Annotated in this window: 19 protein-coding genes; 13 read left to right on the plus strand and 6 right to left on the minus strand. The window is 40.4% G+C overall.

What is annotated here, in order from left to right; genetic code table 11:
- Position 1 precedes the first annotated feature (1 nt).
- From KHS79_RS02615 to KHS79_RS02635, 5 genes are all read left to right on the plus strand, one after another.
- Positions 2-1,222, plus strand: a complete 1,221-nt coding sequence (locus tag KHS79_RS02615) for a glycosyltransferase family 4 protein (RefSeq protein ID WP_212716384.1) — start codon at positions 2-4, stop codon at positions 1,220-1,222.
- Positions 1,186-1,812 carry a sugar transferase gene (locus tag KHS79_RS02620; protein ID WP_233468165.1) on the plus strand — a complete coding sequence of 209 codons (627 nt, stop codon included), beginning with the start codon at positions 1,186-1,188 and terminating at the stop codon, positions 1,810-1,812. Before KHS79_RS02615 ends, KHS79_RS02620 begins: the two co-directional genes overlap by 37 nt.
- Positions 1,812-2,438, plus strand: coding sequence for an acetyltransferase (locus tag KHS79_RS02625; RefSeq protein WP_212716386.1), 627 nt, complete (start codon positions 1,812-1,814; stop codon positions 2,436-2,438). The genes KHS79_RS02620 and KHS79_RS02625 overlap by 1 nt, the downstream gene beginning before the upstream one ends.
- Positions 2,439-2,450: 12 nt before the next feature.
- A complete protein-coding gene (locus KHS79_RS02630; protein WP_212716388.1) occupies positions 2,451-3,629 on the plus strand; it encodes a DegT/DnrJ/EryC1/StrS family aminotransferase in 1,179 nt (392 codons plus the stop codon).
- A gap of 215 nt (positions 3,630-3,844) precedes the next feature.
- Positions 3,845-5,659 carry a polysaccharide biosynthesis protein gene (locus tag KHS79_RS02635; RefSeq protein WP_212716390.1) on the plus strand — a complete coding sequence of 605 codons (1,815 nt, stop codon included), beginning with the start codon at positions 3,845-3,847 and terminating at the stop codon, positions 5,657-5,659.
- A gap of 108 nt (positions 5,660-5,767) precedes the next feature.
- Here KHS79_RS02635 and rimO read toward each other — a convergent pair whose 3' ends face one another.
- Both rimO and KHS79_RS02645 read right to left on the minus strand, forming a co-directional pair.
- On the minus strand, positions 5,768-7,087 hold the full coding sequence (gene rimO, locus KHS79_RS02640; protein WP_094786580.1) for a 30S ribosomal protein S12 methylthiotransferase RimO: 1,320 nt from the start codon (positions 7,085-7,087) through the stop codon (positions 5,768-5,770).
- Positions 7,088-7,154: 67 nt separating this feature from the next.
- The gene (locus tag KHS79_RS02645) at positions 7,155-8,075 is read right to left on the minus strand and encodes a DMT family transporter (protein WP_212716392.1); all 921 of its coding nucleotides are present in this window, start codon (positions 8,073-8,075) and stop codon (positions 7,155-7,157) included.
- 188 nt (positions 8,076-8,263) lie between these two features.
- On the opposite strand from KHS79_RS02645, the gene KHS79_RS02650 reads away from it, so the two are divergent.
- Both KHS79_RS02650 and KHS79_RS02655 read left to right on the plus strand, forming a co-directional pair.
- The gene (locus KHS79_RS02650) at positions 8,264-8,836 is read left to right on the plus strand and encodes a DJ-1 family glyoxalase III (RefSeq protein ID WP_212716394.1); all 573 of its coding nucleotides are present in this window, start codon (positions 8,264-8,266) and stop codon (positions 8,834-8,836) included.
- A 523-nt stretch (positions 8,837-9,359) separates the two neighbouring features.
- Positions 9,360-9,680, plus strand: a complete 321-nt coding sequence (locus KHS79_RS02655; protein WP_027710465.1) for a hypothetical protein — start codon at positions 9,360-9,362, stop codon at positions 9,678-9,680.
- A gap of 66 nt (positions 9,681-9,746) precedes the next feature.
- Here KHS79_RS02655 and KHS79_RS02660 read toward each other — a convergent pair whose 3' ends face one another.
- The gene (locus tag KHS79_RS02660) at positions 9,747-10,442 is read right to left on the minus strand and encodes an OmpA family protein (RefSeq protein ID WP_212716396.1); all 696 of its coding nucleotides are present in this window, start codon (positions 10,440-10,442) and stop codon (positions 9,747-9,749) included.
- 196 nt (positions 10,443-10,638) lie between these two features.
- Here KHS79_RS02660 and KHS79_RS02665 point away from each other — a divergent pair, with 196 nt between their 5' ends.
- Positions 10,639-11,133, plus strand: a complete 495-nt coding sequence (locus KHS79_RS02665; protein ID WP_212716398.1) for a DUF2244 domain-containing protein — start codon at positions 10,639-10,641, stop codon at positions 11,131-11,133.
- On the opposite strand, the gene KHS79_RS02670 is transcribed toward KHS79_RS02665, so the two are convergent.
- Genes KHS79_RS02670 through KHS79_RS02680 form a run of 3 tightly spaced genes read right to left on the minus strand, consistent with a single transcriptional unit; the run spans position 11,134 to position 15,578 of the window.
- Positions 11,134-12,357 (minus strand): lipocalin-like domain-containing protein, encoded by a 1,224-nt coding sequence (locus tag KHS79_RS02670; protein ID WP_212716400.1) that lies wholly within the window; start codon positions 12,355-12,357, stop codon positions 11,134-11,136.
- Positions 12,358-12,360: 3 nt separating this feature from the next.
- Complete coding sequence (locus KHS79_RS25785; protein ID WP_212716403.1) at positions 12,361-14,898, minus strand: FtsX-like permease family protein; 2,538 nt, start codon at positions 14,896-14,898, stop codon at positions 12,361-12,363.
- On the minus strand, positions 14,895-15,578 hold the full coding sequence (locus KHS79_RS02680; protein WP_212716405.1) for an ABC transporter ATP-binding protein: 684 nt from the start codon (positions 15,576-15,578) through the stop codon (positions 14,895-14,897). Before KHS79_RS02680 ends, KHS79_RS25785 begins: the two co-directional genes overlap by 4 nt.
- 579 nt (positions 15,579-16,157) lie before the next feature.
- Between KHS79_RS02680 and KHS79_RS02685 the strand changes: the two genes are divergently transcribed.
- The 5 genes from KHS79_RS02685 to KHS79_RS02705 all read left to right on the plus strand — a co-directional run bounded on the left by KHS79_RS02685 (position 16,158) and on the right by KHS79_RS02705 (position 22,139).
- Positions 16,158-17,714, plus strand: coding sequence for a BCCT family transporter (locus KHS79_RS02685; protein ID WP_325167556.1), 1,557 nt, complete (start codon positions 16,158-16,160; stop codon positions 17,712-17,714).
- A 246-nt stretch (positions 17,715-17,960) separates the two neighbouring features.
- Positions 17,961-19,178 (plus strand): ABC transporter substrate-binding protein, encoded by a 1,218-nt coding sequence (locus KHS79_RS02690; protein ID WP_212716407.1) that lies wholly within the window; start codon positions 17,961-17,963, stop codon positions 19,176-19,178.
- A gap of 13 nt (positions 19,179-19,191) precedes the next feature.
- The gene (locus tag KHS79_RS02695) at positions 19,192-20,862 is read left to right on the plus strand and encodes an ABC transporter permease (RefSeq protein WP_212716409.1); all 1,671 of its coding nucleotides are present in this window, start codon (positions 19,192-19,194) and stop codon (positions 20,860-20,862) included.
- A gap of 12 nt (positions 20,863-20,874) precedes the next feature.
- Positions 20,875-21,531, plus strand: a complete 657-nt coding sequence (locus KHS79_RS02700) for an ATP-binding cassette domain-containing protein (RefSeq protein ID WP_212716411.1) — start codon at positions 20,875-20,877, stop codon at positions 21,529-21,531.
- Positions 21,525-22,139, plus strand: coding sequence for a CDP-alcohol phosphatidyltransferase family protein (locus KHS79_RS02705; protein WP_212716413.1), 615 nt, complete (start codon positions 21,525-21,527; stop codon positions 22,137-22,139). Before KHS79_RS02700 ends, KHS79_RS02705 begins: the two co-directional genes overlap by 7 nt.
- Positions 22,140-22,174 lie beyond the last annotated feature (35 nt).

Consider the following 22,174-nt stretch of genomic DNA (forward strand, 5'->3'; position numbering starts at 1 on the left):
AATGAAAGTAATTTATTTTCATCAACACTTTTCCACCCCAAAGGGGGCTACTGGAATAAGATCTTATGAAATGTCTAAAAGCTTACTGATGGATGGGCATGAAGTAACAGTTGTGTGTGGAAGCTATGGCGCTGCTAGTACTGGATTAACTGGTGATTTTTCTAAGGGACGTAGAGAAGGCATAGTTGATGGGATAAAAATTGTCGAATTTGATTTATCATATTCGAATGAAGATGGTTTTATGAAAAGAACTTTTTTGTTTATTAAATACTCATATAAAAGTATTTCTATAGTTTTTAAAGAAAACTATGATATTGTGTTTGCAACTTCTACCCCTCTAACAGCTGCAATTCCTGGTATTTTTGCACGTTGGTTTCGAGGTAAAAAATTCGTTTTCGAAGTTCGTGATCTATGGCCTGAACTCCCTCGTGCTATGGGCGTAATTTCGAATCCAATAGTTTTATCATTAATGTCATTTTTAGAGTGGCTTTCTTATAAATCAGCACATAAATGTATAGGGCTTTCTCCTGGAATTATCGAGGGAATTATTAAACGTGGAAAACTAAGTTCTGATGTTGAGTTAGTTCCTAATGGATGTGATTTAGATATATTTAATAATAATATAAAACCATGGAGGCCAAAAGAAGTTTCTGTAGATGATTTGGTTGCTATTTATACTGGAACACATGGAATTGCAAATGGGCTTGATGCATTGATAAATGTTGCAAATGAACTAAAAAAACGAAAAAGAGATGATATAAAGATAATTTTAGTTGGGCAAGGGAAGTTAAAAAGAATACTTCAAGAAAAAGCTTCTGATTTAAATTTGAATAATATTTTATTTTATGATTCATTAGATAAATTTACTTTATCTGGTTTAATGGCTGGTGCAGATGTTGGTATGCAAATTCTTGCCAATGTACCAGCCTTTTACTATGGTACGTCGCCGAATAAGTTTTTTGACTACATAGCAGCAGGTCTACCTGTATTAACTAATTACCCAGGATGGATTGCTGATATGATAATTAAAAATAAATGTGGGTTTAATGTTCCTCCTGATGATGCAGTAGCTTTTGCAGATGTATTAGAGTCTGCAGCGGCGGATAAACAAAACCTTAAAAATATGGGAAATAATGCAAGGATGCTTGCTGAGAAGTCATTTGATAGAAATAAGTTGGCAGAAAAATGGAAAAAAAATGTAATTTTTTCTCAAAACATATGAAGCGAATTTTTGATATAGTAATTACTTTATTAGTATTTCCTTTTTTTATTCCTTTGTTTGTTGCTATTTATTTAATGGTAAGGTGTAATTTGGGAAAGCCAGTTTTTTTTATACAGGAAAGGCCAGGTTTAAATGAGAAACCATTTAAAATGTTTAAATTTAGAACTATGCTTGATAAATATGATATTTGCTCTGGTGAGTTATTACCTGACGACCAAAGACTAACTAAACTTGGTAGGTGGCTTCGTTCTACAAGCTTAGATGAGTTACCAGAGTTATATAATGTTTTAAAGGGTGAAATGTCTTTAGTGGGACCAAGACCTTTATTAATGGAGTATCTGGGTTTATATAATAAACGTCAAGCATATCGCCACAAAGTAAAGCCAGGCATAACTGGCTTAGCTCAAATTAGTGGTAGAAATGAGCTCTCATGGGAAGAAAGGTTTGAGTTTGACTATTACTATGTAACCAATCAAAGTTTATGGTTTGATTTTAAAATATTACTATTAACTTTTAAAAAAGTTTTGCATAAAGAAGGAATTAGTGAGAAAGGGAAAGCAACAATGTCTAAGTTTACTGGAAATAAATAATGTCTAGGCTTGCTATATTTGGAGCTAGTGGCCATGGTAAAGTAATAGCCGATATTGCTACTAAGCTAGGAAAATGGCTTGAAATTGATTTTTTTGATGATAGATATCCAAAAATCACAAAAATTGGCCCTTGGTCTATAATAGGGAACTCTGATTCTTTAAAAGAATATTTAGGTTTTTATAGTGGAGTGATTATTGGAATTGGTGATAATTCTGTACGTAATCAAAAGCATAATTTGTTTTCATCTATTGGTGCTAAATTAGTAAACATAATAGATCCAAGTGCAAATATAAGTTCTTTTACTTGTTTAGGTACTGGTGTTGTTGTTATGCCGGGAGCAGTTATAAATATAGGTGCAAAAATAAGTGATGCATGTATTATTAATTCAAATTCTGTAGTTGAGCATGATTGTACATTAAATAGAAGTGCACATCTTAGTCCTGGAGCATGCTTAGCTGGTGGGGTAACTATAGGAAACAGGTCTTGGATTGGGGCAGGAAGTGTGGTTAGACAATGTATTACAATTACTGATGATGTTGTGATTGGAGCTGGTTCAGTTGTAGTAAATAATATTGATGAGTCTGGGATCTATATGGGAACTCCTGTAACTAAGTTAAAGAAATAAAGTGATAAATAAATGTTAAATACATCATTTTCTCCATGGCCATCTTATACTAATGAAGAGGCAGAAGCTGTTTCTGCTGTTTTGCTATCTAACAAAGTAAATTATTGGACAGGAAGTGAGTGTCGCCAATTTGAGGATGAATTCGCTAAATGGACCAATAGTAAATACGCTATTGCGTTATCAAACGGAACTGTTGCACTTGATCTTGCTCTTATTGCATTAGGAATAGGGAATGGGGATGAAGTGGTTGTTACCTCAAGAACTTTTCTTGCTTCAGTAAGTAGTATAGTTAATTCGGGAGCTATACCCATATTTGCTGATGTTGATAGTTCTTCTCAAAATATTACAGCGGAATCTATTGAAGAAGTTCTTTCTCCAAGAACAAAAGCAATTTTATGTGTTCATTTGGCTGGCTGGCCATGTGATATGGACTCCATAATGAACTTAGCTGATAAAAGATCTCTATATGTAATTGAAGACTGTGCTCAGGCTCATGGAGCTAAGTATAAAGGAAAGTCAGTAGGGTCAATTGGACACATTGGAGCATGGTCTTTTTGCCAAGATAAGATTATGACAACTGGCGGTGAGGGTGGAATGGTAACAACAAACACTCATTCGCTATGGAATAAAATGTGGTCTTATAAGGATCATGGAAAGTCGTGGGATGCTGTATACAATAGACAGCACCCACCTGGTTTTCGGTGGTTACATGAATCTTTTGGCACTAATTGGCGTATGACAGAGGTGCAAGCTGTTATAGGCCGAATTCAATTGCGAATGATGAATGATTGGACTTTAAAAAGGCAATTAAACGCGGAAGCAATTAATAATACTTGTGAAAAATTTGATTGCTTAAGGGTAGCTAAACCAGGTAAAGGAATACATCATGCGTGTTATAAGCATTATGTTTTTGTAAAACCTGAAAAGTTGAAAGATGACTGGTCTAGGGATAGAATAATTGATGAAATAATAAAAAAAGGTATTCCTTGTTTTCAAGGCTCTTGTTCAGAAGTATATTTAGAAAAAGCATTTGATAACACAAACTTTAGACCCTCTAAACCTTTACCTGTAGCAAAAGAGCTTGGGGAAACAAGCTTAATGTTTTTAGTTCATCCGACGTTGACTGCAGATGAGATTAAAAAAACATGTAATGTAATCAGAGACGTAGTTTCTCAAGCATCAAACATGTGAAAGCTAAAATGAGTATACAAGAAAAGCTTCTATCCTTGAGTCGACGCAGAAAGCGAGTTTTAGGTTTAATCCTAGATATATCATTCATTTGGATATCGTTGTGGTTAGCTTTTTTTATCAGACTTGGTTTTGACCCTATCATAAATCCTTTAAGTGAAAGGTACGTTATACTGTTTATTACTGCCCCAATAATATCTTTACCAGTTTTCATTAGAATGGGGTTGTACCGTGCTGTTTTGCGCTATATGGGGCGTGATGCATTCCTGTCGATTTTTAAAGCGGTAACACTTTCTTCTTTGATTCTTGCACTAGCTGTATTTTGGGCAAAAGATGAAGTGTTTGTTCCTCGTTCGGTGATCTTAAACTATTGGGCATTGAGCTTGCTGTTTATTGGTGGGTTCCGCTGGGTTATTCGTTCATGGTTAGGGTCATATTTGCACAGTACTGTGGTTGAAGATGCAAAATATAAGTTGCAGAAAATCCCTGTGGCGATTTATGGAGCTGGTCAGGCAGGTTTTGAGTTATTAGGTGCTTTAGAACGTGGACGCCAGTTGCAACCTGTGGCTTTTGTGGACGATGATCGATCTATAGCGAATAGAATGATTGGTGGACTTAAAGTTTATACACCTAAACATATTATTCAGATGATTAATGAGACGGGTGCTCAGGAAATTTTGCTGGCTATGCCTACTTTAAAACGTGCTGAAAAAAAGCGAATTTTGGAGAATTTACAAGATTATCCTTTGCATGTTCGTACTGTTCCAAGCGTTACGGAGTTAGCACAAGGTAAAGTCAAGGTTCAGGATATTCGTGAGGTTGAAGTCGCTGATGTGTTGGGGCGTGATGTCGTTAAGCCAGATAAAACACTATTAGCACGATGTATTCGTGGCAAAGTTGTTTTGGTGACAGGAGCGGGGGGATCAATTGGTGCTGAGTTATGTCGGCAAATTATCAGTCAAAAGCCTGAGCTACTTATTCTTTATGAACACTCTGAGTTTAACTTATATGCGATCCATGATGAACTAAAACGTCATGAAATGGCTGTGAGTAATCAAGTATCTATTGTGCCTTTGCTTGGTTCTGTGCTTGATATAGATCGTTTGATGAGTGTTTTGTCTAGGTATCACGTTGATACGGTTTATCATGCGGCGGCTTATAAACATGTACCCATTGTTGAGCATAATCCAATTGAAGGCTTTCGTAATAATGTATTGGGAACAACATATACGGCACTAGCAGCTATTGCAGGACAAGTTAAGCATTTTGTGCTGATTTCGACTGATAAGGCCGTACGCCCAACCAATATTATGGGAGCCACTAAAAGAGCTGCAGAACTGGTCCTACAAGCACTTGCTGATGAACAGCAGGTGGTGATAAGTGATATAATCGATAACAGTCAGTATAGAACGCCTTACAAGAATCAGACATGTTTTACAATGGTTCGTTTTGGCAATGTGCTTGGCTCCTCTGGCTCAGTTATTCCCCGTTTTAGAGAACAATTAACAAGTGGTGGACCCATTACTGTTACTCACCCAGAAATCACTCGTTATTTTATGACGATTCCTGAAGCGTCTCAGTTAGTTATCCAGGCAGGGGCTATGGGAACTGGAGGAGAGGTGTTTGTACTGGATATGGGGGAGCCTGTTAAAATTAACGATTTAGCCGTTAAAATGATTAACTTATCTGGGTTATCTGTAAAGTCTGATAGTAATCCTGAAGGGGATATTGAAGTGGTTTATACAGGCTTACGTCCTGGTGAAAAGCTTTATGAAGAGCTGTTGATTGGGGATGAAAACTCACCTACTGATCATTCAATGATTATGAAAGCGAATGAGCACAAGTGCAACTGGCTTGAGTTAACACGCTATCTTAAAACGTTGAATAAACAATTAGTTGAGGGCGATATACCCGCCTTCCGGGACCAGTTGGAAAAGTTAGTGCTAGGTTATCAGCCTGGACCAATTGTTGATTATTTGTACCAAATAGGACAGGAAGAATCAGTTCCTGCTGCGTTGGAAAATGTTGGATAGTTTGTAGTACTTAGAAAACATAATGATACACTCTATTAAAAAAGGCAGCTTACGCTGCCTTTTTTTATTTTAGGAAATTATTGAGCAATGCTCTGCTAAGTTTCTATGTTAAAGCAGAGGCTTAGCCCATAAGTCGTATTCATCGGCATCAATAACTTCTGCCTGGATAATACTCCCCGGCTGTAGGTCTGTTGCCCCCTCAAGGTACACACAGCCATCAATTTCAGGCGCATCAGCTTTACTTCGCCCCACAGCTCCATCATCACCGACATCATCAATAATAATATCAAGTGTTTTTCCGATTTTTTTCTGCAGTTTTTGGGTGCTGATTTTTTGTTGGGTAGCCATAAACTGTTCCCAACGTTCTTGCTGTAGTTCTGCATCAATGGGATTTGGTAGGTTATTGGCTGTTGCTCCGTCAACGGGTGAGTATTTAAAACAGCCCACTCGATCTAACTGAGCTTCTTCCAAAAAGTCCAGAAGATACTGAAATTCAGTTTCAGTTTCACCTGGAAAGCCAACAATAAATGTACTGCGAAGCGTGATATCTGGACACTCTGAACGCCATTGCTGAATGCGTTTCAATGTGTTTTCAGTGTGAGCAGGACGCTTCATGCGTTTAAGCACATCAGGATGGGCATGCTGGAAGGGTATATCCAAATAAGGCAGTATCTTACCTTCACTCATGAGTGGAATGATCTCATTCACATGGGGATAAGGATATACATAGTGGAGCCTTGTCCAAATACCCATATCGCTCAGTGCGTTGCAAAGGTCGTACATTTTTGTTTTAACTGGACGTCCTTGCCAGAAACCAGTCCGGTATTTGATATCAACACCATAGGCACTGGTATCTTGGGAAATGACTAAAAGCTCTTTGACACCTGCTTTGACCAAGCGCTCTGCTTCATCAAGCACATTGCCAATAGGGCGACTATCCAGCTTGCCCCGCATTGACGGAATAATGCAAAAAGTACAGCTGTGATTACAACCTTCTGAAATCTTTAGGTAAGCATAATGGCGAGGGGTAAGTTTAATACCTTGTGGGGGAACTAAGTCGATATAAGGATTGTGTTCTTTTGCGGGTGGTAAGTGGTTGTGGACAGCATTAACAACAGCTTCATACTGTTGAGGACCAGACACACTGAGTACTTGAGGGTGTGTTTGTTGAATTGTCTCAGCTTCGACCCCCATACAGCCAGTGACAATGACTTTGCCATTTTCACTGATGGCTTCACCTATGGTATCAAGTGATTCCTGTTTGGCCTCGTCAATAAAGCCACACGTGTTGACCACCACAATGTCAGCATCTTCATAGGTTGGGACAATATCATATCCGTCAGTCCGTAACTGCGTCAGGATGCGCTCTGAGTCAACAAGGGCTTTGGGGCAGCCCAAGCTGACAAAACCAACTTTAGGATTCGTCATTCAGTTACCACACATGCTATATCGGCTATTCAAAAGGGCTAATTTTACTCGAAGATAAAGTATTATGCTATGAGGTGGCGGTTGTCTTGGTTTTAGATAGCTTGTTTGGGTTGGAAAAACGCTGTTGGATAAGAATTCCACCAATTATAAGTGCAAGTCCATTGTAAACAGAGTGATGGATAGGCTCATTGAGTATCGTGGCGATAAAGTAGAGCGACATAAATGGAGCAAGAAAAATTAAGTTACTGACTTTTGCCGTTTGTTCGGCATAACGAAGCGCAAATAACCACAAGACATAGGTAATACCCATTTCAAAAAAGCCAATATATAAAGTACCTGCTACTCCTTGCCATGTTAGATGAAATATCGGATCAAAGTAGAACGTGGTGATGGCTGTTAGAGGTAGACTCCCCATAAAGCAAGCAAGGAGGTTAGCAATAGGGTCAGCGGTCTGTTTTGTATTAATAATCCAGTAAAGCGACCAAATAATCGTGCTGATTAAAATATAACCTAGCCCAAGAGGATCGGTGTTATCAAAGTCGATAAAGCTGCCTTGCGTGCATATAACAATAACCCCTGAATAACACACAGCCATAGCCACTATATCTGCAAGGTATAGACGTTGCTTTAAAAAAGGAACGGCTAATAAAGTTAATGTAATAGCCCACGTATAGTTTATAGGCTGAGCCTGTTGTGCTGGGAGTAAATTATAGCCAGCAAAAAGCAGTAAGTAATAGGCAAATGGGTTTAAAGAGCCAAGCAAAAAATAATACAGCGGGCGCTTTTTAAGTAATTGAATAACAAGTAATAATCTGCGTTGAACCAGCAGGATACTGGAGAGACAAATAATACAGCTAAGGCATGAAAAAAAGACAAGCTGTAATGGCGATAAGTAAGTCAGTGATAACTTAAATGCAGTGGCTACTGTTGCCCATAATGTAACGGCCAATAGGCCTAAGCCTGTTGCTAAGCGTTGATTTTTAGTCATACAACAAAAAATGCCTTTTAAAGTAGAGTATGGCTTACGGATCCATGTCGCTGATTTTAAGGTCAAATTACAGGTGTTGTGAATAGTCTTTCATGTGAGCAAATAGTCATGTGTTGTTTATAATTAGGTAGATGTAACACTAAGGACTAGCTTAACTTACAGGTAGACAAGGTTAAGGAGAAAGCTGAATGAGCAAGCGGGCGCTAGTTGTTATCGCTGATGGTACGGAAGAGATCGAAGCCGTGACAGTTATTGATGTACTACGTCGTGCTACAGTTGATGTATGTGTGGCCAGCTGTCAATTGACTCAAGAACTTCAGATAAAGGCTTCACGTGGTGTGAAGCTGGTTGCTGATAGTCATATTGACGAGTGCGTTGATTACTCGTTTGACTTAATAGTGTTGCCGGGAGGCATGCCTGGTGCTGAACATCTAAGAGATTGTCCAACACTTACCACGATGCTGACATGCCAACAAAAGGCTGAGCGCTGGATTGCGGCAATTTGTGCTGCACCTGCTGTGGTACTATCTGCCCATAACTTAATTGCTAATGCTAAGGCAACTTGTCATCCAGCTTTTTTACAACAGTTGCAAGCAAAGCAAGTCGTTAGTGATCAGACCGTTGTAGTCGATGAGAAGCATGCGTTAATTACCAGTCAAGGACCTGGAACAGCAATGATATTTGCATTAAAACTGGTAGAAATTTTGATGGGGGAAAAGAAAGCTCAAGAAGTAGGACAGCCTATGGTACTTTTGAGTTAATTTATTCAGTGAAAACAATAATATGATTTTTCCTCATATAAGATATGTTTTACCTGAAATATGTAATAATATCATATGGTTATAGTGTTTGTGGGAAGTAATGCCTGATGGAGTGAAATACCATAATAGGGTAAACTACAGGCTAACAGTATTACCTGTTTATTATTAGTTAATTCCGTTCTTAACGTGTCCGATTTAAGTTTAGGTCACCTCTAAATGTAAATGCTAGCTGGGTCATGAGTACAGTGCTGACACAGTTATCACGAACAAAGTATGTTTTAAGAGGTGTCTTTTGGTTAATGATATATACCCTCCCATAATAGGGTATTGCAATTAATTCTAAATATATAAACAAAGCATAAGCGTGTTTTATACTTAAAAAATTAGCACTTTAAGCCAGTTTTTTAATATTTTCACGATAAGCGCACTCGTTGTTACAAAATTTTCTTAGATTTGGGGGCATAAAAATCTCTAAACTGAGCTATTTTATACGTTAAGAGAGGAAAAATAAGAGGTGTTAGCTATGAATACATTTACTTCTTCTCATCACGCTATTAATCATTTTGACTGGACCTATCAAAAAAAGCTTGTGCATACGCTGGTTTGTTCGGTGGTAACACAATTGATGTTATTACTTATTAATGTTTTAGTGACAACAGAACAAGGGTATGTTGCTATTTTACGGAGTTTATCCTCATCCTATACGCTGTCAATGAGTTTAATGCTGGGTTTTGCAGCGGGTTTATCTGTTATTTTGGCGGCTCTGCCTTATGATCGAAAAGGTACCTTTTACTTTGTAGTGGTGATTGTCAATATTATTTTAGCGAAAGCTTTACTCCCGTAATTGTCTGTTAAAACGGCCACTTTAGGCTATGGGTGAATTAAAGAGGAGGGAAAGCATTTTTCCCTCTTACTCATTTAACCAGTTATCACTAACAAAAAAAGTCACTCTTACCTTTCTATCCAGTGCTTGCTGGTCGCTGACCTTGCTGTTTTGGGCTTTTTTATCACCATGGGCGATACTATTAATGCGCTGGTCATCAATGCCTGACTCAAGCAGCATTTGATGAATAGCATTTACCCGCGCGAGTGATAGCTGATAATTACTATCGTTTTTTCCTCTTATATCTGCAAAGCCTTCCAGTTGAATATCAAGTTGAGGGTTGGTATTTAGTGTACTAATCAGGTAGCTAATTTTATCAATTTCTTGCTGAGGTATATCACTTTTTCCCGTAAAGAAATGAATATCAACGGCTAACTTATCGGTGGCTGATAGTTGCAAATATTCAGCATCTTCAGGTACTGAGACTATTTCATTTTGGTTGAGTTGAGTGCGTAAAGACTGAATTTCTTGTTCTGCGCTAGAAAGTGCTAAAGCATTTTGTTCTGCTTGATCGGCTAATGCTAAGCGTTCACTGATAAAATCACCGGCAGCAGCGCCTAAAACCACCCCAAAAGGTCCGGCAGCCAATCCTCCTATCACCATTCCTGAGCCACTCATTAATAGTTTATCTTCAACCTCGGCAACGGGTTCATCAGCATGAAGTGTCGAAAATGGAAAATTAATTAATAAACAAAATACTGAAGCAAGCAGTTGTTGTTTCATCACAGTGATCCTTGAATAAGCTTGAAATCGAGTTATGTGTAGTATTAAAAACTTACAAAACGACATACCCAGGTAAAGAAAAAGGAATTGTTGAGATTAATTCTGGCGAAATATGGCATTTGTAAAAATTGCGGTGAATTGCCTAAGCTTGAAAGAGGGCAGGGAAAAGTTAAGCAGTTTTTTCAGAAGAGTCGCTATGGTTGCAATTCACCCGAGACCAGGAGGCCAAGAGGCATCCTTGACATTAACCGCAAACCAGTCGATGAGTTGGCAGCAAAATATTATGCTCTTTGGCTGTGTTGCAGCCTTTAGTTTAATGATGACGGTGGTGATGGTTTTGCTTGGGGCATGGCTGGTTGTTCCTTTTGTGGGACTTGAGCTGGCCGCTTTAGCAGTAGGCCTTTACATTACCTCATTACAGGCGAGTCGCTGGCAACATATTCATTTCAATCGAGATACTATCGCAATCGAAACTGGGCGATATCGACTTGAACACTCAGTACAGGTTTCGCGAGCCTGGGTTGTCATCACTGCTGTGCAACCCTCACAACCTGGCAGCACTGGGCAGGTTTGGCTAAGCTGCCATGGACAACAAGTTAGGTTAGGCGCTTTTTTGAACCATGATGACTTGCAAAAGCTCATGCATCACTTAGAAGCTAAAGGGTTAATGATTCATTTGCGGGAAGTGTAACTAATATCCTGTAAGTTCCACATAACCTTGGCCTTGATGAGAGCCTGATAAGGTAACAGCGCCCTCCCAGTAATGCAGTGCCAGTCTCATTTCTTGATCCTTAATCGTCGGCATTATGTCAAGGTCTATTGCATATCGAGGGATCGATATTCGCCACTGGCTTGGATAACGTCTACCCGTTTTGGAGCTCGTCCAGTGTTGCAGTGTATCAATTGTTATATCAGATATTTTTAAAGGGAGACGTGAACCGCTTTCATCAATCATTGCTGCATCTGACCAGCTGATCTCTCCTTGCTTATTTCGGATCTGATAAAGCATAAGCTCATGGTAATTATCCAGTTGTAAGGCGAACCAGCTCCAGCCAACCTGATTAGCTCCCAGTGAACTACTACTCCACTCATGATCAAACCATGCCAGCCCTTTTACGGTGGTACTTTGGTTTTGCCAATACATTGATCCCCAAGCTTTTAACCTGGTATAGGAATAATACATGGAGGCATTTTCAGGGTGATTACTCTTTTGGCTGAAGCCTAAGTTGCCTTGCAGCACTACTGGTTTGAGAGGGAATAATTGAAGGTTTATACCAATCTGTTGCTTTTGGTCTTGCGCGCTAATGCGGACAGGCCACCAGCCATCGGGGGTGGGTTGAATCTGCCAGTCTAAAACATGTAAGTACTGTTGATTATCACTCACTCCTGCGAGACCTGGACCCTCTCGGCTAAAACGCTGTGCTGCACGATGACGCTGCGCTTGATGGTGAGTAATGGCAAGGTGTCCCATATAGATTTGTGGAGTTTGCCAGGCATTATGTATTGTCTTTTGAGTGACCGGTGGTAAAGCCCGTTGCCGAAAGAGAGTGAATTGAAAGCCAAGGATTGGTGGTTTGGATAGATTTTGTTGTTTGGACAGCGATGTGGAAGCGCGGCTTGATTCAGGTGACATATGTCCTGTGAAATACCACCACTCTGAGCGGTATTTTGGGTGAGCATAGTGGTCAGCTGGCCACTCCAATGGAATGGGGGTTTTTACCCTGGGATAAAAAATGCTCAAGTCGTTTAAATTTGTTTGCAGTAGCCCTGTAACACTGAATGCTGGATTAGCCTGGTTTTCAGGAGAGTCTTGTTTACAACCAGTCAGTAGTGAGCAGGCTGAAGTTATTAATAATATTGTTGCTACCGAGTGAGGACCAAAAAGTAACCAACCTCTTTTCCCTTGCGGAGCCATATTTTACTCCCAACCCGCTTGTCTTGCAGAAGCGTGGAGTGTCTTCCAGATCGGATAAAGACTACCAAGAACAGCCGCTGTAATTGATAGGCCAAATACTTGGCCAATAAGGATAAAGCTGGGGGTAAGAGGAATGCTCCAGCCAAATGATCTTACATTAATTACTTCTGACAATAGCCAACCTTGAAGTAATGTGGCAGGAATGGCAAATAAGCCGGTAATGAGGCCAAGAAAAATGGGCTGGGCAAATAATAAGCCAGCTCTAAGCAAGCTATTACAGCCCAGTGCATGTAATAAACGCATTTCAGGTAAACGGGCTAGCTGGGTTGCCATTAATGCAGCACTTATGGCGCAAAGGGCAATCCCTAAAGCAATAGCATTCAGCACATCGGTAATTAAAAATGTTTGCTTAAATATTTGAGTTGCTCGCGCGATGATTTGTTGCTGCTGAGTAATGACTAAGTGATGTTGTGGCCATTGTTTATTTATCACATGTATTAACTCATCGGCTTGGTTATTGGCGGCTATGTATATGGCAACCCCTGTAATTTTGGTGTCTCCAATCAAGCGCTGATAGTCAAAAGGTGGCATCCACATCTGGCCTTGTGGGCTGCCATAGTCATAAAAAACACCCGCGATAGTAAAGGTTTCTTCGTGCCCGGCCCAATTCAGCTTAATGCTATCTCCCCATGTTAATTGGTGGCGTCTGGCAAGAGGTTCATTGACTAGAATATGATTTTTTGTCAAGACATCATGCCACACCAACCTAGCGGGCCTTTTTAGAAATAGCATGCCATCTTGGGTTTGCTGACTCCATTGACCACTTTGAATTTTTATCTGCTCATCCTGCCAAAGAATGTGTTGGCTCATATAAGTGCTCATGCTTGCAACTTGTTTATTCTGTGCAAATTGCTCATAGAGTGTTTGCAACAAGGTTGATGTCGGTGAGTTTTCTGCTTCCCGTATATACAAATCTGCGTTAACACGTTGTTGTAACCAGTGCTGAAATGCATTATGAAAGCTTGAAACCATTAAGCTGATTCCTCCACTGGCAGAAATTGCAATTAACAGGGCCATTAATGCATAAGCTGTATGGTGTAATTGACGCTGGCTATCTCGAAGTAGCATTTTGATAAAAAGTGGTTGCCTGGAAAGTTTGGTAGAAAGGCTAAGCCGGCTGACGGTTGTGACTATTTGCGGAAGACATAATGCAAATCCAAGCAAGCCTGTGGCTGTGGCAATGAATCCACCTATAAGTCCTGTTGGTAACACTGTCATACATAGCGTAATCAGTAGGCAAGTCACTGCAATTTGCTGCCAGTAAGGGAGTAAACGCTGATGAATATGTGCGAGCTGGTGGCTGGTACGGACCAACTGTAGCGGTGGTCGTTTAGCAATCTGGCTGATGGGCCATGAGCTGCAAACAACCGCTATTAATACCGCAAAAGCCCAGCATACAAAGAACTGGGGAAATGAATATTGGAGTTTAGTCTGAGATAGATCGTAGTAAAACTGGTTAATGGACTGAGTGACCATGGTTAGCAAGGGGTTAGCCAGTAACCAGCCTAATAAAAGGCCAGTAGCACTGGCGATACTGGCAATAAAGAACACCTCACACATTATGAGTTTTTGAATTGTTTTACTGGCAATGCCTAGGCTTCTTAATTGTGATATAAGCCGCTCCCGTTGCTGTAAGCTAAAACGAAGCGCATTAAACATAAGAAAAAGTCCAATAATGAATGCCAGCAGGCTAAGTGCGTGAAGGTTTAAGTGGAAAGCATTAGCCAAGTTGTCTAGGGCTTGCCGTTCGGCATTGACAGAAACTAAAGCGTAGGATGTTGGCAACCAGTCTTTTATCAGCTCTATTTGTTTGTCATTAGTCAGGACTAAATTGATGGCTGTAAGTTGGCCCGCCATATTTAGTATCTGTTGTCCGCTGCCTATATCCATTAGAAGAAGATCAGCCCCCCAACCACCATGATTGTTATGACGTTGATTGGGAGGTAAGTACAATACATTTAACTGAAATGATTTATTTTGATGAGAAAATTGTTGTGATGATGGTTGCAGGTCCGTGGGTAACTCTGACATTGATGATAGGAGTAAGGCGTTAGGTGGGTCATTGGAAAAAATAAACTGTGACAACGGAATAGTAAGTGTTGTTAAAGGCAGGCTTAGTATTGATGATAGGGTATCTTCAAGGAGTAAGTCTGCTGCGAGGAGCTGATAGTGTTGACGTTTGAAATTATCCCAAACGTTTGCTTGCAGTAGCGGTGTTGCTGACACATTAAAGCGCTGCTTCAGCTCAACATAGAGCTGTTCATCAATCGTTGTTTGTCCACGTATTTGGTGGGTTGCTTTGCCCGTAAACAGGTTACTGGCACTCAGGAAGTTTTGGTGTGCACTGTAGCTTGCAAGGTAGATCGCAATAACGACAGTCACACTGGCGGTTAGCCCAGCCCACATCAAGATGAACTGCCAAGGGTGCTGGCGAAAGTGTCCTAGACTAATAGCCTTTAAAAGAAAATAGTGACGGTTCACGACAAACTTTGCTCAGTTACTTTACCAGACACCAGGCGACATACACGGTCAGTTTGACTGGCTAGCTGTAAATTATGGGTTGCTAAGATGAGTGTTTGTTGCTCCTGGTGTGCAATGTTCAGTAGCAAAGCAAAGACTTGATCGGCTGTTTCATTATCTAAGCTGCCTGTAGGCTCATCAGCTAATACTAAACGTGGTCGGTGAATTAAAGCGCGACAAAGCGCTACACGTTGTTGTTCGCCCCCTGATAAGTCATCGGGATAGCGATAGAGAAGTTGTTCTATCTGGGTGCTGTTTATTAATAGTTCAAAAAATGCCTGATCATAGGCTAGCTGGTTCAACTGAAGCGGCAGTAGGATATTTTCTTTGACTGAGAGAGTGGGCAATAGGTTAAAAAACTGAAAGATAAAGCCAACGTGCTGCCGGCGAAAGGCTGTTCTATCGGTTTCAGAAAGCTGGTTTAGTACAGTTTGCTCAATAGAAACCCTGCCAGTATCGGGTAACTCAATACCTGCAATGATATTAAGTAAGGTGCTTTTACCTGAACCACTTGCGCCTATAAGCGCAATAACTTCCCCCTGGTTCACACACAGTGATAAGTCTCTAAGTAATGGATGATGTTGGTGCTGTTCTGCAAAAGATTTGCTGATGTGTGATAGCGCTAGTAAATGTGCAGACATGGCAGTTGAGTTATTCCGTTAAGCTCAAGATGTTAAAGCCTACTTCTTATCCTAAAAAATAGCTTATCCCATAGAGTATTACGCAAAATGATGTAGCACCCATAGTGTGCTCATAACGTTAAAGCGTAGCTTAAAAAGTGAGGGCTTATATCATTTAAGTAATGAGCTTACTGTTGTATGGGCTTGTTGTGATGAGTAGAGGGTAGGATTTTTTAACTTTGACCTCTGAGTATTATCAGAGTTTTTTATCAATAAAAACTGAGCAGCCATTAGAACACTAACTGAATTGTTAGGGCTGGCTAAGGAAGATTAAATTCCAAATAGTGAGGTCATTACTTGAAAAGTAGAACGCTAAAGTCATAGTGAGACTGATATTTCCGTGCTGTCATCAGTAACTGTCAGAAAGTATTAATAGGTTAGATATGCTGTAGTTAGTGTTTAATAATAATTTGTGTTGATCACCATTGTTAACTAATTTTGAATTCTAAATATTAGGTGTGTTAATGTATGCCTGCTTTTTGAGCAGTGTTTGATAATTGCTCAATGAGTTCTTTCTGTTGGGTAAAAGAGGAGTTTCATGTGACTGATCAACATGTAGGTCATAAATCTACGTCTTTGAGAGATTGGCTGGAAATTGATGTACACCCTCAAGTGTTTGGATTTTCTGCCCTTGCTATCTTTGCTTTTGTTTTTTTATCACTGACGAACCTTGAACAAGCCAGTGAGCTGTTCAGTCAAACTAAAGCATTTATTACTGATAATTTTGGTTGGTTATTTATACTGCTGGTTCAAGTATTTTTGGTTTTTGCTCTGTATTTAGCCTTTAGTCGATTTGGTTATGTCCGTCTTGGTGGTGCACAGGCAAAACCCAAGTATTCTTTTCCCGGTTGGTTTGCCATGCTGTTTAGTGCGGGTATGGGTATTGGGCTTGTATTTTGGAGTGTCGCTGAACCTATTTACCACTTTGCTTCGCCACCCGTGGGTGAAGGGCATACCATCAATGCTGCGAAAACAGCTATGGATATTACCTTTCTCCATTGGGGATTCCATGCTTGGGGCATTTATGCAGTAGTCGGCTTATCTCTGGCGTATTTTACATTTAATAAAAAGCTACCTTTAACTATTCGCTCAGCTTTTTATCCACTCATAGGTGAAAAAATATATGGTCCTATTGGCCATGCTATTGATGTGTTGGCAGTAATTGCAACACTGTTTGGCGTGGCAACCTCACTGGGGTTAGGCGTAAATCAAGTTGCTGCTGGTTTAGAATTTTTGTTTGATATTAAAGCAACTACAGGCGTTAAGTTGGCATTGATTGCAGGTATTACCATATTAGCAACGATTTCTGTAGTTAAAGGACTTGATAAAGGCATTAAGCGCTTAAGTGAAATCAATCTATGGGCTGCTGCTGGCATGTTGCTGTTTGTCATCATTGTCGGCCCAACACTCTTTGTTCTGAGTGGCTTTGTACAAAACATCGGTCACTATATGCAGAACTTATTGATGCTTAGTTCCTGGACTGAGACATATCAGCAAAACTCGCAATGGCAAAGTAGCTGGACCGTTTTCTATTGGGCATGGTGGATTGCCTGGTCACCTTTTGTGGGGATGTTTATTGCTCGAATTTCCTATGGACGTACAATACGACAGTTCGTCTTAGGGGTGCTATTAGTGCCTAGCGTGTTAACTTTCCTGTGGATTACTGTTTTTGGTGGAGCAGCACTGCATAATGAGCTATTCGGGGTAGCCAATATTGAGACTGCAGTAAAAGCCGATCTTTCTACATCATTGTTTGTACTGCTTGAAGGCTTTCCTTTGGCCAGTATTACCTCAATGCTAGCGGTTTTTCTGATAGTTATTTTCTTTGTAACCTCCTCAGACTCAGGCTCGCTGGTTATTGATATCATAACTTCAGGAGGAAACTTGAATCCTCCCGTTGCTCAACGGGTTTTCTGGTCTACGACTGAAGGGGTTGTTGCGGCAGTGCTGTTACTTGGGGGTGGGTTAACTGCTTTACAAACAGCATCTATCACTACGGGGTTACCGTTTGCCATCGTGCTGTTTATCATGTGTTTTGGCTTATTGAAGTCGCTTCATGAAGAGTTCGATGTTAAAAACCCAATAGTGCGAAAATAAAGGTAGTGTCTGAATTAGATCATAGCCGATATTATTGGAACTTGTTGCGTTACTAATAAATGTATTTTCTGATATGTTTAATATGAAAAAAAGGCCCTCTCTGGGCCTTTTTACTTATAGTGCTTTTTTGAAATATTATGCTTGTGCATAGGGTCAATAGTATTAACTGAGCTTAAACCTATTGCAGTTGCTTTTAAATGACCTGTTATACCCTTCGCAAATCAATTTAGGGGGAGAAAATAATAAATGATGTATTTGAAGTGGGGTGTTCATTACTTTTTGGGGTTTTTATTGGTTTTAACTGCTCATCAGGCCATTGCCCAGCAACAGCAAAACACGCTCTGGGATAATACCGTTAAACAAGCAACAAAGCAGGTGGTGTATTTTAATGCCTGGGGGGGAAGTCATGAGGTTAATCGCTATATTTTTTGGGTAGGACAACAGGTAAAGCGACGCTACGGAATAACCCTGAAGCATGTTAAAGTGGATGATATTAGCCAGGTTGTGAGCCGTTTATTAGTTGAAAAAACAGCCGGAAGAGACACAGAAGGAAAAATTGATTTGTTGTGGGTGAACGGGGAAAACTTCGCTACGTTAAAAAATAATAATTTACTCTATGGTCCCTTTAGCCAGTCATTGCCCAACTATCAGTGGGTGGATGAATCAAAACCCTCAGTGAAAAGAGACTTTTCAACCCCTGTGGAATATATGGAAGCACCTTGGGGGATGGCTCATTTGGTTTTCTACTATGATAGTAGTGTATTACGTCAGCCTCCTATGTCCATGGAAGCGTTGCTGGATTATGCAAAACAGCACCCTGGACGCATTACGTATCCTAACCCTCCCCATTTTTTAGGCACAACGTTTCTTAAACAAGTACTTTTGGAGCTAGCGTCTTCACCAGAGTTATTGCAAAAGCCAGTGAGTCAAGTGGACTTTGCAGAAGTCACAGCACCACTCTGGAAATTTCTTGATCAATTACACCCTGTTAGTTGGCGTCAAGGTAAAGCATTTCCGGCAAACTCTTCGCAAATGCGGCAAATGCTGGATAGTGGTGAATTACACGTCAGCTTTAGCTTTAGTCCAAGTGAAGCTTCAAACTCAATACAGGCAGGTTTGTTACCCGATACCGTTAAATCCTATGTGCATAATGGGGGAACCTTAGGGAATACGCACTTTTTAGCGATACCCTATAACGCTAAAGCGAAAGCAGCTGCCCAGGTTGTTGTTAACTTTTTGTTGTCTGCTGAAGCGCAGAGCCAAAAAATGGACCCAGTAATTTGGGGGGATCCGACGGTATTAGCCATTGATCGACTACCAGAAGGCCAGCAAACCATGTTTGCCCGCTTTGAGGAAATGCCGGCGATGTTAACCTCTATTCAACGAGGAAAACCATTACCCGAGCCGCACTTTAGCTGGACAGAGGCATTAGAAAAAGCTTGGTTAAAGCGTTATCAGCAATAATGATGTATTCGTTGTGTCGTTAGCACTTCTCAGCTATAGAATAACGCAGTTAGTATGCTTACTGCCGGTGACGCTTGGGGTTGTGGGCACACTGTTACCCAGCTTCGGCTATTTTCCTGTTGCAGGTTTTCATCAGCTGACCGGTAACTACTACGAAATGTTTTGGCAAGCACCGGGTTTGTCTTCCATGGTAATGGCAACCCTGGTAAGTGGTAGTTTAGCCATTAGTATTTCATTATTACTGACAATTACAATTTTTTCTGTATTTTATAATTCGTCTAGCTGGAAAATATGGCGTAATTTTTTATCGCCAATGTTAGCGTTTCCACATGCTGCATTTGCCTTAGGGGTAATGTTTTTAGTAACGCCCAGTGGTTGGTATGTTCGTTTTTTAGCGTTATTTTTTCCAGAATTAAATTCTCCTCCTGCCTGGCATACGGTACATGATGTTTATGGTATGACATTAGGTATTGTTTTAGGCTTAAAAGAGCTGCCTTTTTTAATGCTCATGGCCTTGTCTGCCTGTAACCAGGTGAATGTTTCTCAATTGCTTCGAGTTGGGCAAAGCTTGGGGTATCACCCTATTTATGTCTGGTTAAAGATAATTTGGCCTCAGCTCCTACCACAAATGCGGTTACCTATTATTGCTGTGATTGCGTATTCATTTTCTGTAGTAGATATTGCGCAAATCCTGGGACCAACGACGCCCCCCACGTTAGCGGTTGCTATTATGCAGTGGTTCAGTAGTGAGCAACTTGAGCAGCGCTTGTTTGGTAGTGCAGGGGCTGTTTGTCTGCTCGTGTTGACTGGGGTATTGATGGTGGGGTGGTTGGCACTGGAACAGTGGTTAGTGGGTAAAGATGGTCGATGGTTAATCAATGGTATTCGTAGTCGTTTAAGTTTAAGTTGGCAGTGGTTGGGTCATATTACTCAGTGGCTGGTGTGGGGTGTATGGGTAACTGCAGTACTCAGTATTGTGTTGTGGGCTTTTAGTTGGCGTTGGCGCTACCCAGATTTTATTCCTAGTGAGTTTTCGTTAAAAGTAGGGCTTCGTTATAGTGATAAATTACTTAGTTTATTGGAAACAACCTGGTTTTTAGCGTTAATGACATCGGTCATTGGGCTTTTATTAGTGCTGGGGCTATTAGAAGCAAAAAAAGCACAGCAGCGTTATGCGCTGAGCTGGTTGTACTTGCCTTTATTAATACCTCAGGTCAGCTTTCTATTTGGCTTTCAGTGGTTGCTGGTTAGCTTCAATCTAGATGGGACTTGGACTGGCATCATTTGGAGCCATCTTATTTATGTCATTCCCTACATCTGTTTAGCGCTGGCAGGGTATCTTAAGCACTTTGATCAACGCTATTTGACTGTCGCCACGATGCTTTCTGGAAGGCCTCGGTACAGCTACTGGCGTATTAAAATGGCTATGTTGCTATGGCCAATTTCATTTGCATTAGCTGTTGGTGTTGCAGTTAGCGTCGCCCAGTATTTACCAACATTATTTGCAGGGGCAGGGCGAGTAAGTACATTAACCACTGAAGCAGTTAGTTTAGCCCAAGGTGCTGATTACCGGGTGACGGGAATCTTTGCCTTGGCACAACTTGTTGTTCCGCTGATTACTTACGGCTGTGCGTTTCTCATGCCTTACTGTATTTACCGACGATTTTCTATGATGCGAATTTAGGGTGCTATGAAAATGCAAGGCATACTGCAGTTAAGGTCTATATCACTGTCCTTTGGTAGTGAGCCAATTATTCAAGGGTTAAACTTAACTGTTCAACCTGGTGAAATAGTGGCACTAATGGGACCTAGTGGTTGTGGAAAGTCGACATTTCTGAGTGCGTTGTGCGGTCTAATACCTGAACAGTTTCAATTTTCTGGAGAGGTTTTATTAGGCCAGCAAAATCTCACACAATTACCCTTAGCAAAGCGTCAGGTTGGCATGTTATTTCAAGAAGACTTGCTGTTTCCGCATATGTCTGTAAAGGGCAATCTTGCCTTTGCTTTACCCCAAGGATTAAGTCGCCATGAGCGTCATCATCAAGTGATGGCATTACTTGATGAAGTGGGAATGACTGCTTTGGCGGATCGTGATCCTGCAACACTTTCAGGTGGCCAAAAAGCCAGAATTAGTTTGTTACGCACTTTATTAGCTAAACCACAATTATTACTCTTAGATGAACCTTTTAGTAAGCTTGATCAAGTAACCCGTAGTCAATTTAGGCAGCTTGTATGGTCATATATAACCCGTTATCAATTACCCACATTGTTAGTGACTCATGATAATGCAGATATTCCAGGCCACTGTTCACAGGTAATACAACTTCCGTATTTGGGATCAACTTTATGCTAGATCGTTGGACTTCTCGCTGGATACAGCCTCCGTTAACAAACATGGCTCAAATAATTGCACCATATTGCACTGCAAATCAGGTGACAGTTGCAGGATTTTTATTGGGTATGTTAGTGCTACCCTTATTAGCCTATGAACTGTATTGGAGTGCTTTATTCTTTATTTTACTGAACCGCTGCTTGGATGGGCTGGATGGCGCTTTGGCTAGAATCAGTCAACCAACAGATAGTGGCAGCTTTTTAGATATTACATTGGATTTTATTTTTTATGCGGCAGTTGTTTTTGGGTTTGCATTGGCACGGCCAGAAGAAAATGCGTTATATGCCGCACTATTATTATTTAGTTTTATGGGGACAGGAGCCAGTTTTTTAGCATTTGCAGTACTTGCAAAAAAGTACCAGCTCACTAATCCACATTTTCCCCATAAGTCACTTTTTTACTTAAATGGCCTGACTGAAGGGACTGAAACAATTCTGTTTTTTGTTCTTTTTTGTGTGTTCCCCAATAATTTCCCAATGCTGGCAAGCACGTTTGCTGTGTTATGTTTATTGACCGTAATAAATCGAATTATTGTTGGTTACTTTACATTAAAGCGTTGTGAACAATAAACTGGTTAAAGTTAATTGTTCGAGGATTAATGTTG

It is taken from the genome of Zooshikella ganghwensis (genome assembly GCF_018263875.1).
Taxonomy (GTDB): domain Bacteria; phylum Pseudomonadota; class Gammaproteobacteria; order Pseudomonadales; family Zooshikellaceae; genus Zooshikella; species Zooshikella ganghwensis.

Bases quoted from the DNA above. Each gene is read 5' to 3' on its own strand.
- KHS79_RS02615 (WP_212716384.1), top strand. From the start codon at position 2: ATGAAAGTAATTTATTTTCATCAACACTTTTCCACCCCAAAGGGGGCT.
- KHS79_RS02620 (WP_233468165.1), top strand. From the start codon at position 1,186: ATGGAAAAAAAATGTAATTTTTTCTCAAAACATATGAAGCGAATTTTT.
- KHS79_RS02625 (WP_212716386.1), top strand. From the start codon at position 1,812: ATGTCTAGGCTTGCTATATTTGGAGCTAGTGGCCATGGTAAAGTAATA.
- KHS79_RS02630 (WP_212716388.1), top strand. From the start codon at position 2,451: ATGTTAAATACATCATTTTCTCCATGGCCATCTTATACTAATGAAGAG.
- KHS79_RS02635 (WP_212716390.1), top strand. From the start codon at position 3,845: ATGGGGTTGTACCGTGCTGTTTTGCGCTATATGGGGCGTGATGCATTC.
- rimO (WP_094786580.1), bottom strand. From the start codon at position 7,087: ATGACGAATCCTAAAGTTGGTTTTGTCAGCTTGGGCTGCCCCAAAGCC.
- KHS79_RS02645 (WP_212716392.1), bottom strand. From the start codon at position 8,075: ATGACTAAAAATCAACGCTTAGCAACAGGCTTAGGCCTATTGGCCGTT.
- KHS79_RS02650 (WP_212716394.1), top strand. From the start codon at position 8,264: ATGAGCAAGCGGGCGCTAGTTGTTATCGCTGATGGTACGGAAGAGATC.
- KHS79_RS02655 (WP_027710465.1), top strand. From the start codon at position 9,360: ATGAATACATTTACTTCTTCTCATCACGCTATTAATCATTTTGACTGG.
- KHS79_RS02660 (WP_212716396.1), bottom strand. From the start codon at position 10,442: ATGAAACAACAACTGCTTGCTTCAGTATTTTGTTTATTAATTAATTTT.
- KHS79_RS02665 (WP_212716398.1), top strand. From the start codon at position 10,639: ATGGTTGCAATTCACCCGAGACCAGGAGGCCAAGAGGCATCCTTGACA.
- KHS79_RS02670 (WP_212716400.1), bottom strand. From the start codon at position 12,357: ATGGCTCCGCAAGGGAAAAGAGGTTGGTTACTTTTTGGTCCTCACTCG.
- KHS79_RS02680 (WP_212716405.1), bottom strand. From the start codon at position 15,578: ATGTCTGCACATTTACTAGCGCTATCACACATCAGCAAATCTTTTGCA.
- KHS79_RS02690 (WP_212716407.1), top strand. From the start codon at position 17,961: ATGATGTATTTGAAGTGGGGTGTTCATTACTTTTTGGGGTTTTTATTG.
- KHS79_RS02700 (WP_212716411.1), top strand. From the start codon at position 20,875: ATGCAAGGCATACTGCAGTTAAGGTCTATATCACTGTCCTTTGGTAGT.
- KHS79_RS02705 (WP_212716413.1), top strand. From the start codon at position 21,525: ATGCTAGATCGTTGGACTTCTCGCTGGATACAGCCTCCGTTAACAAAC.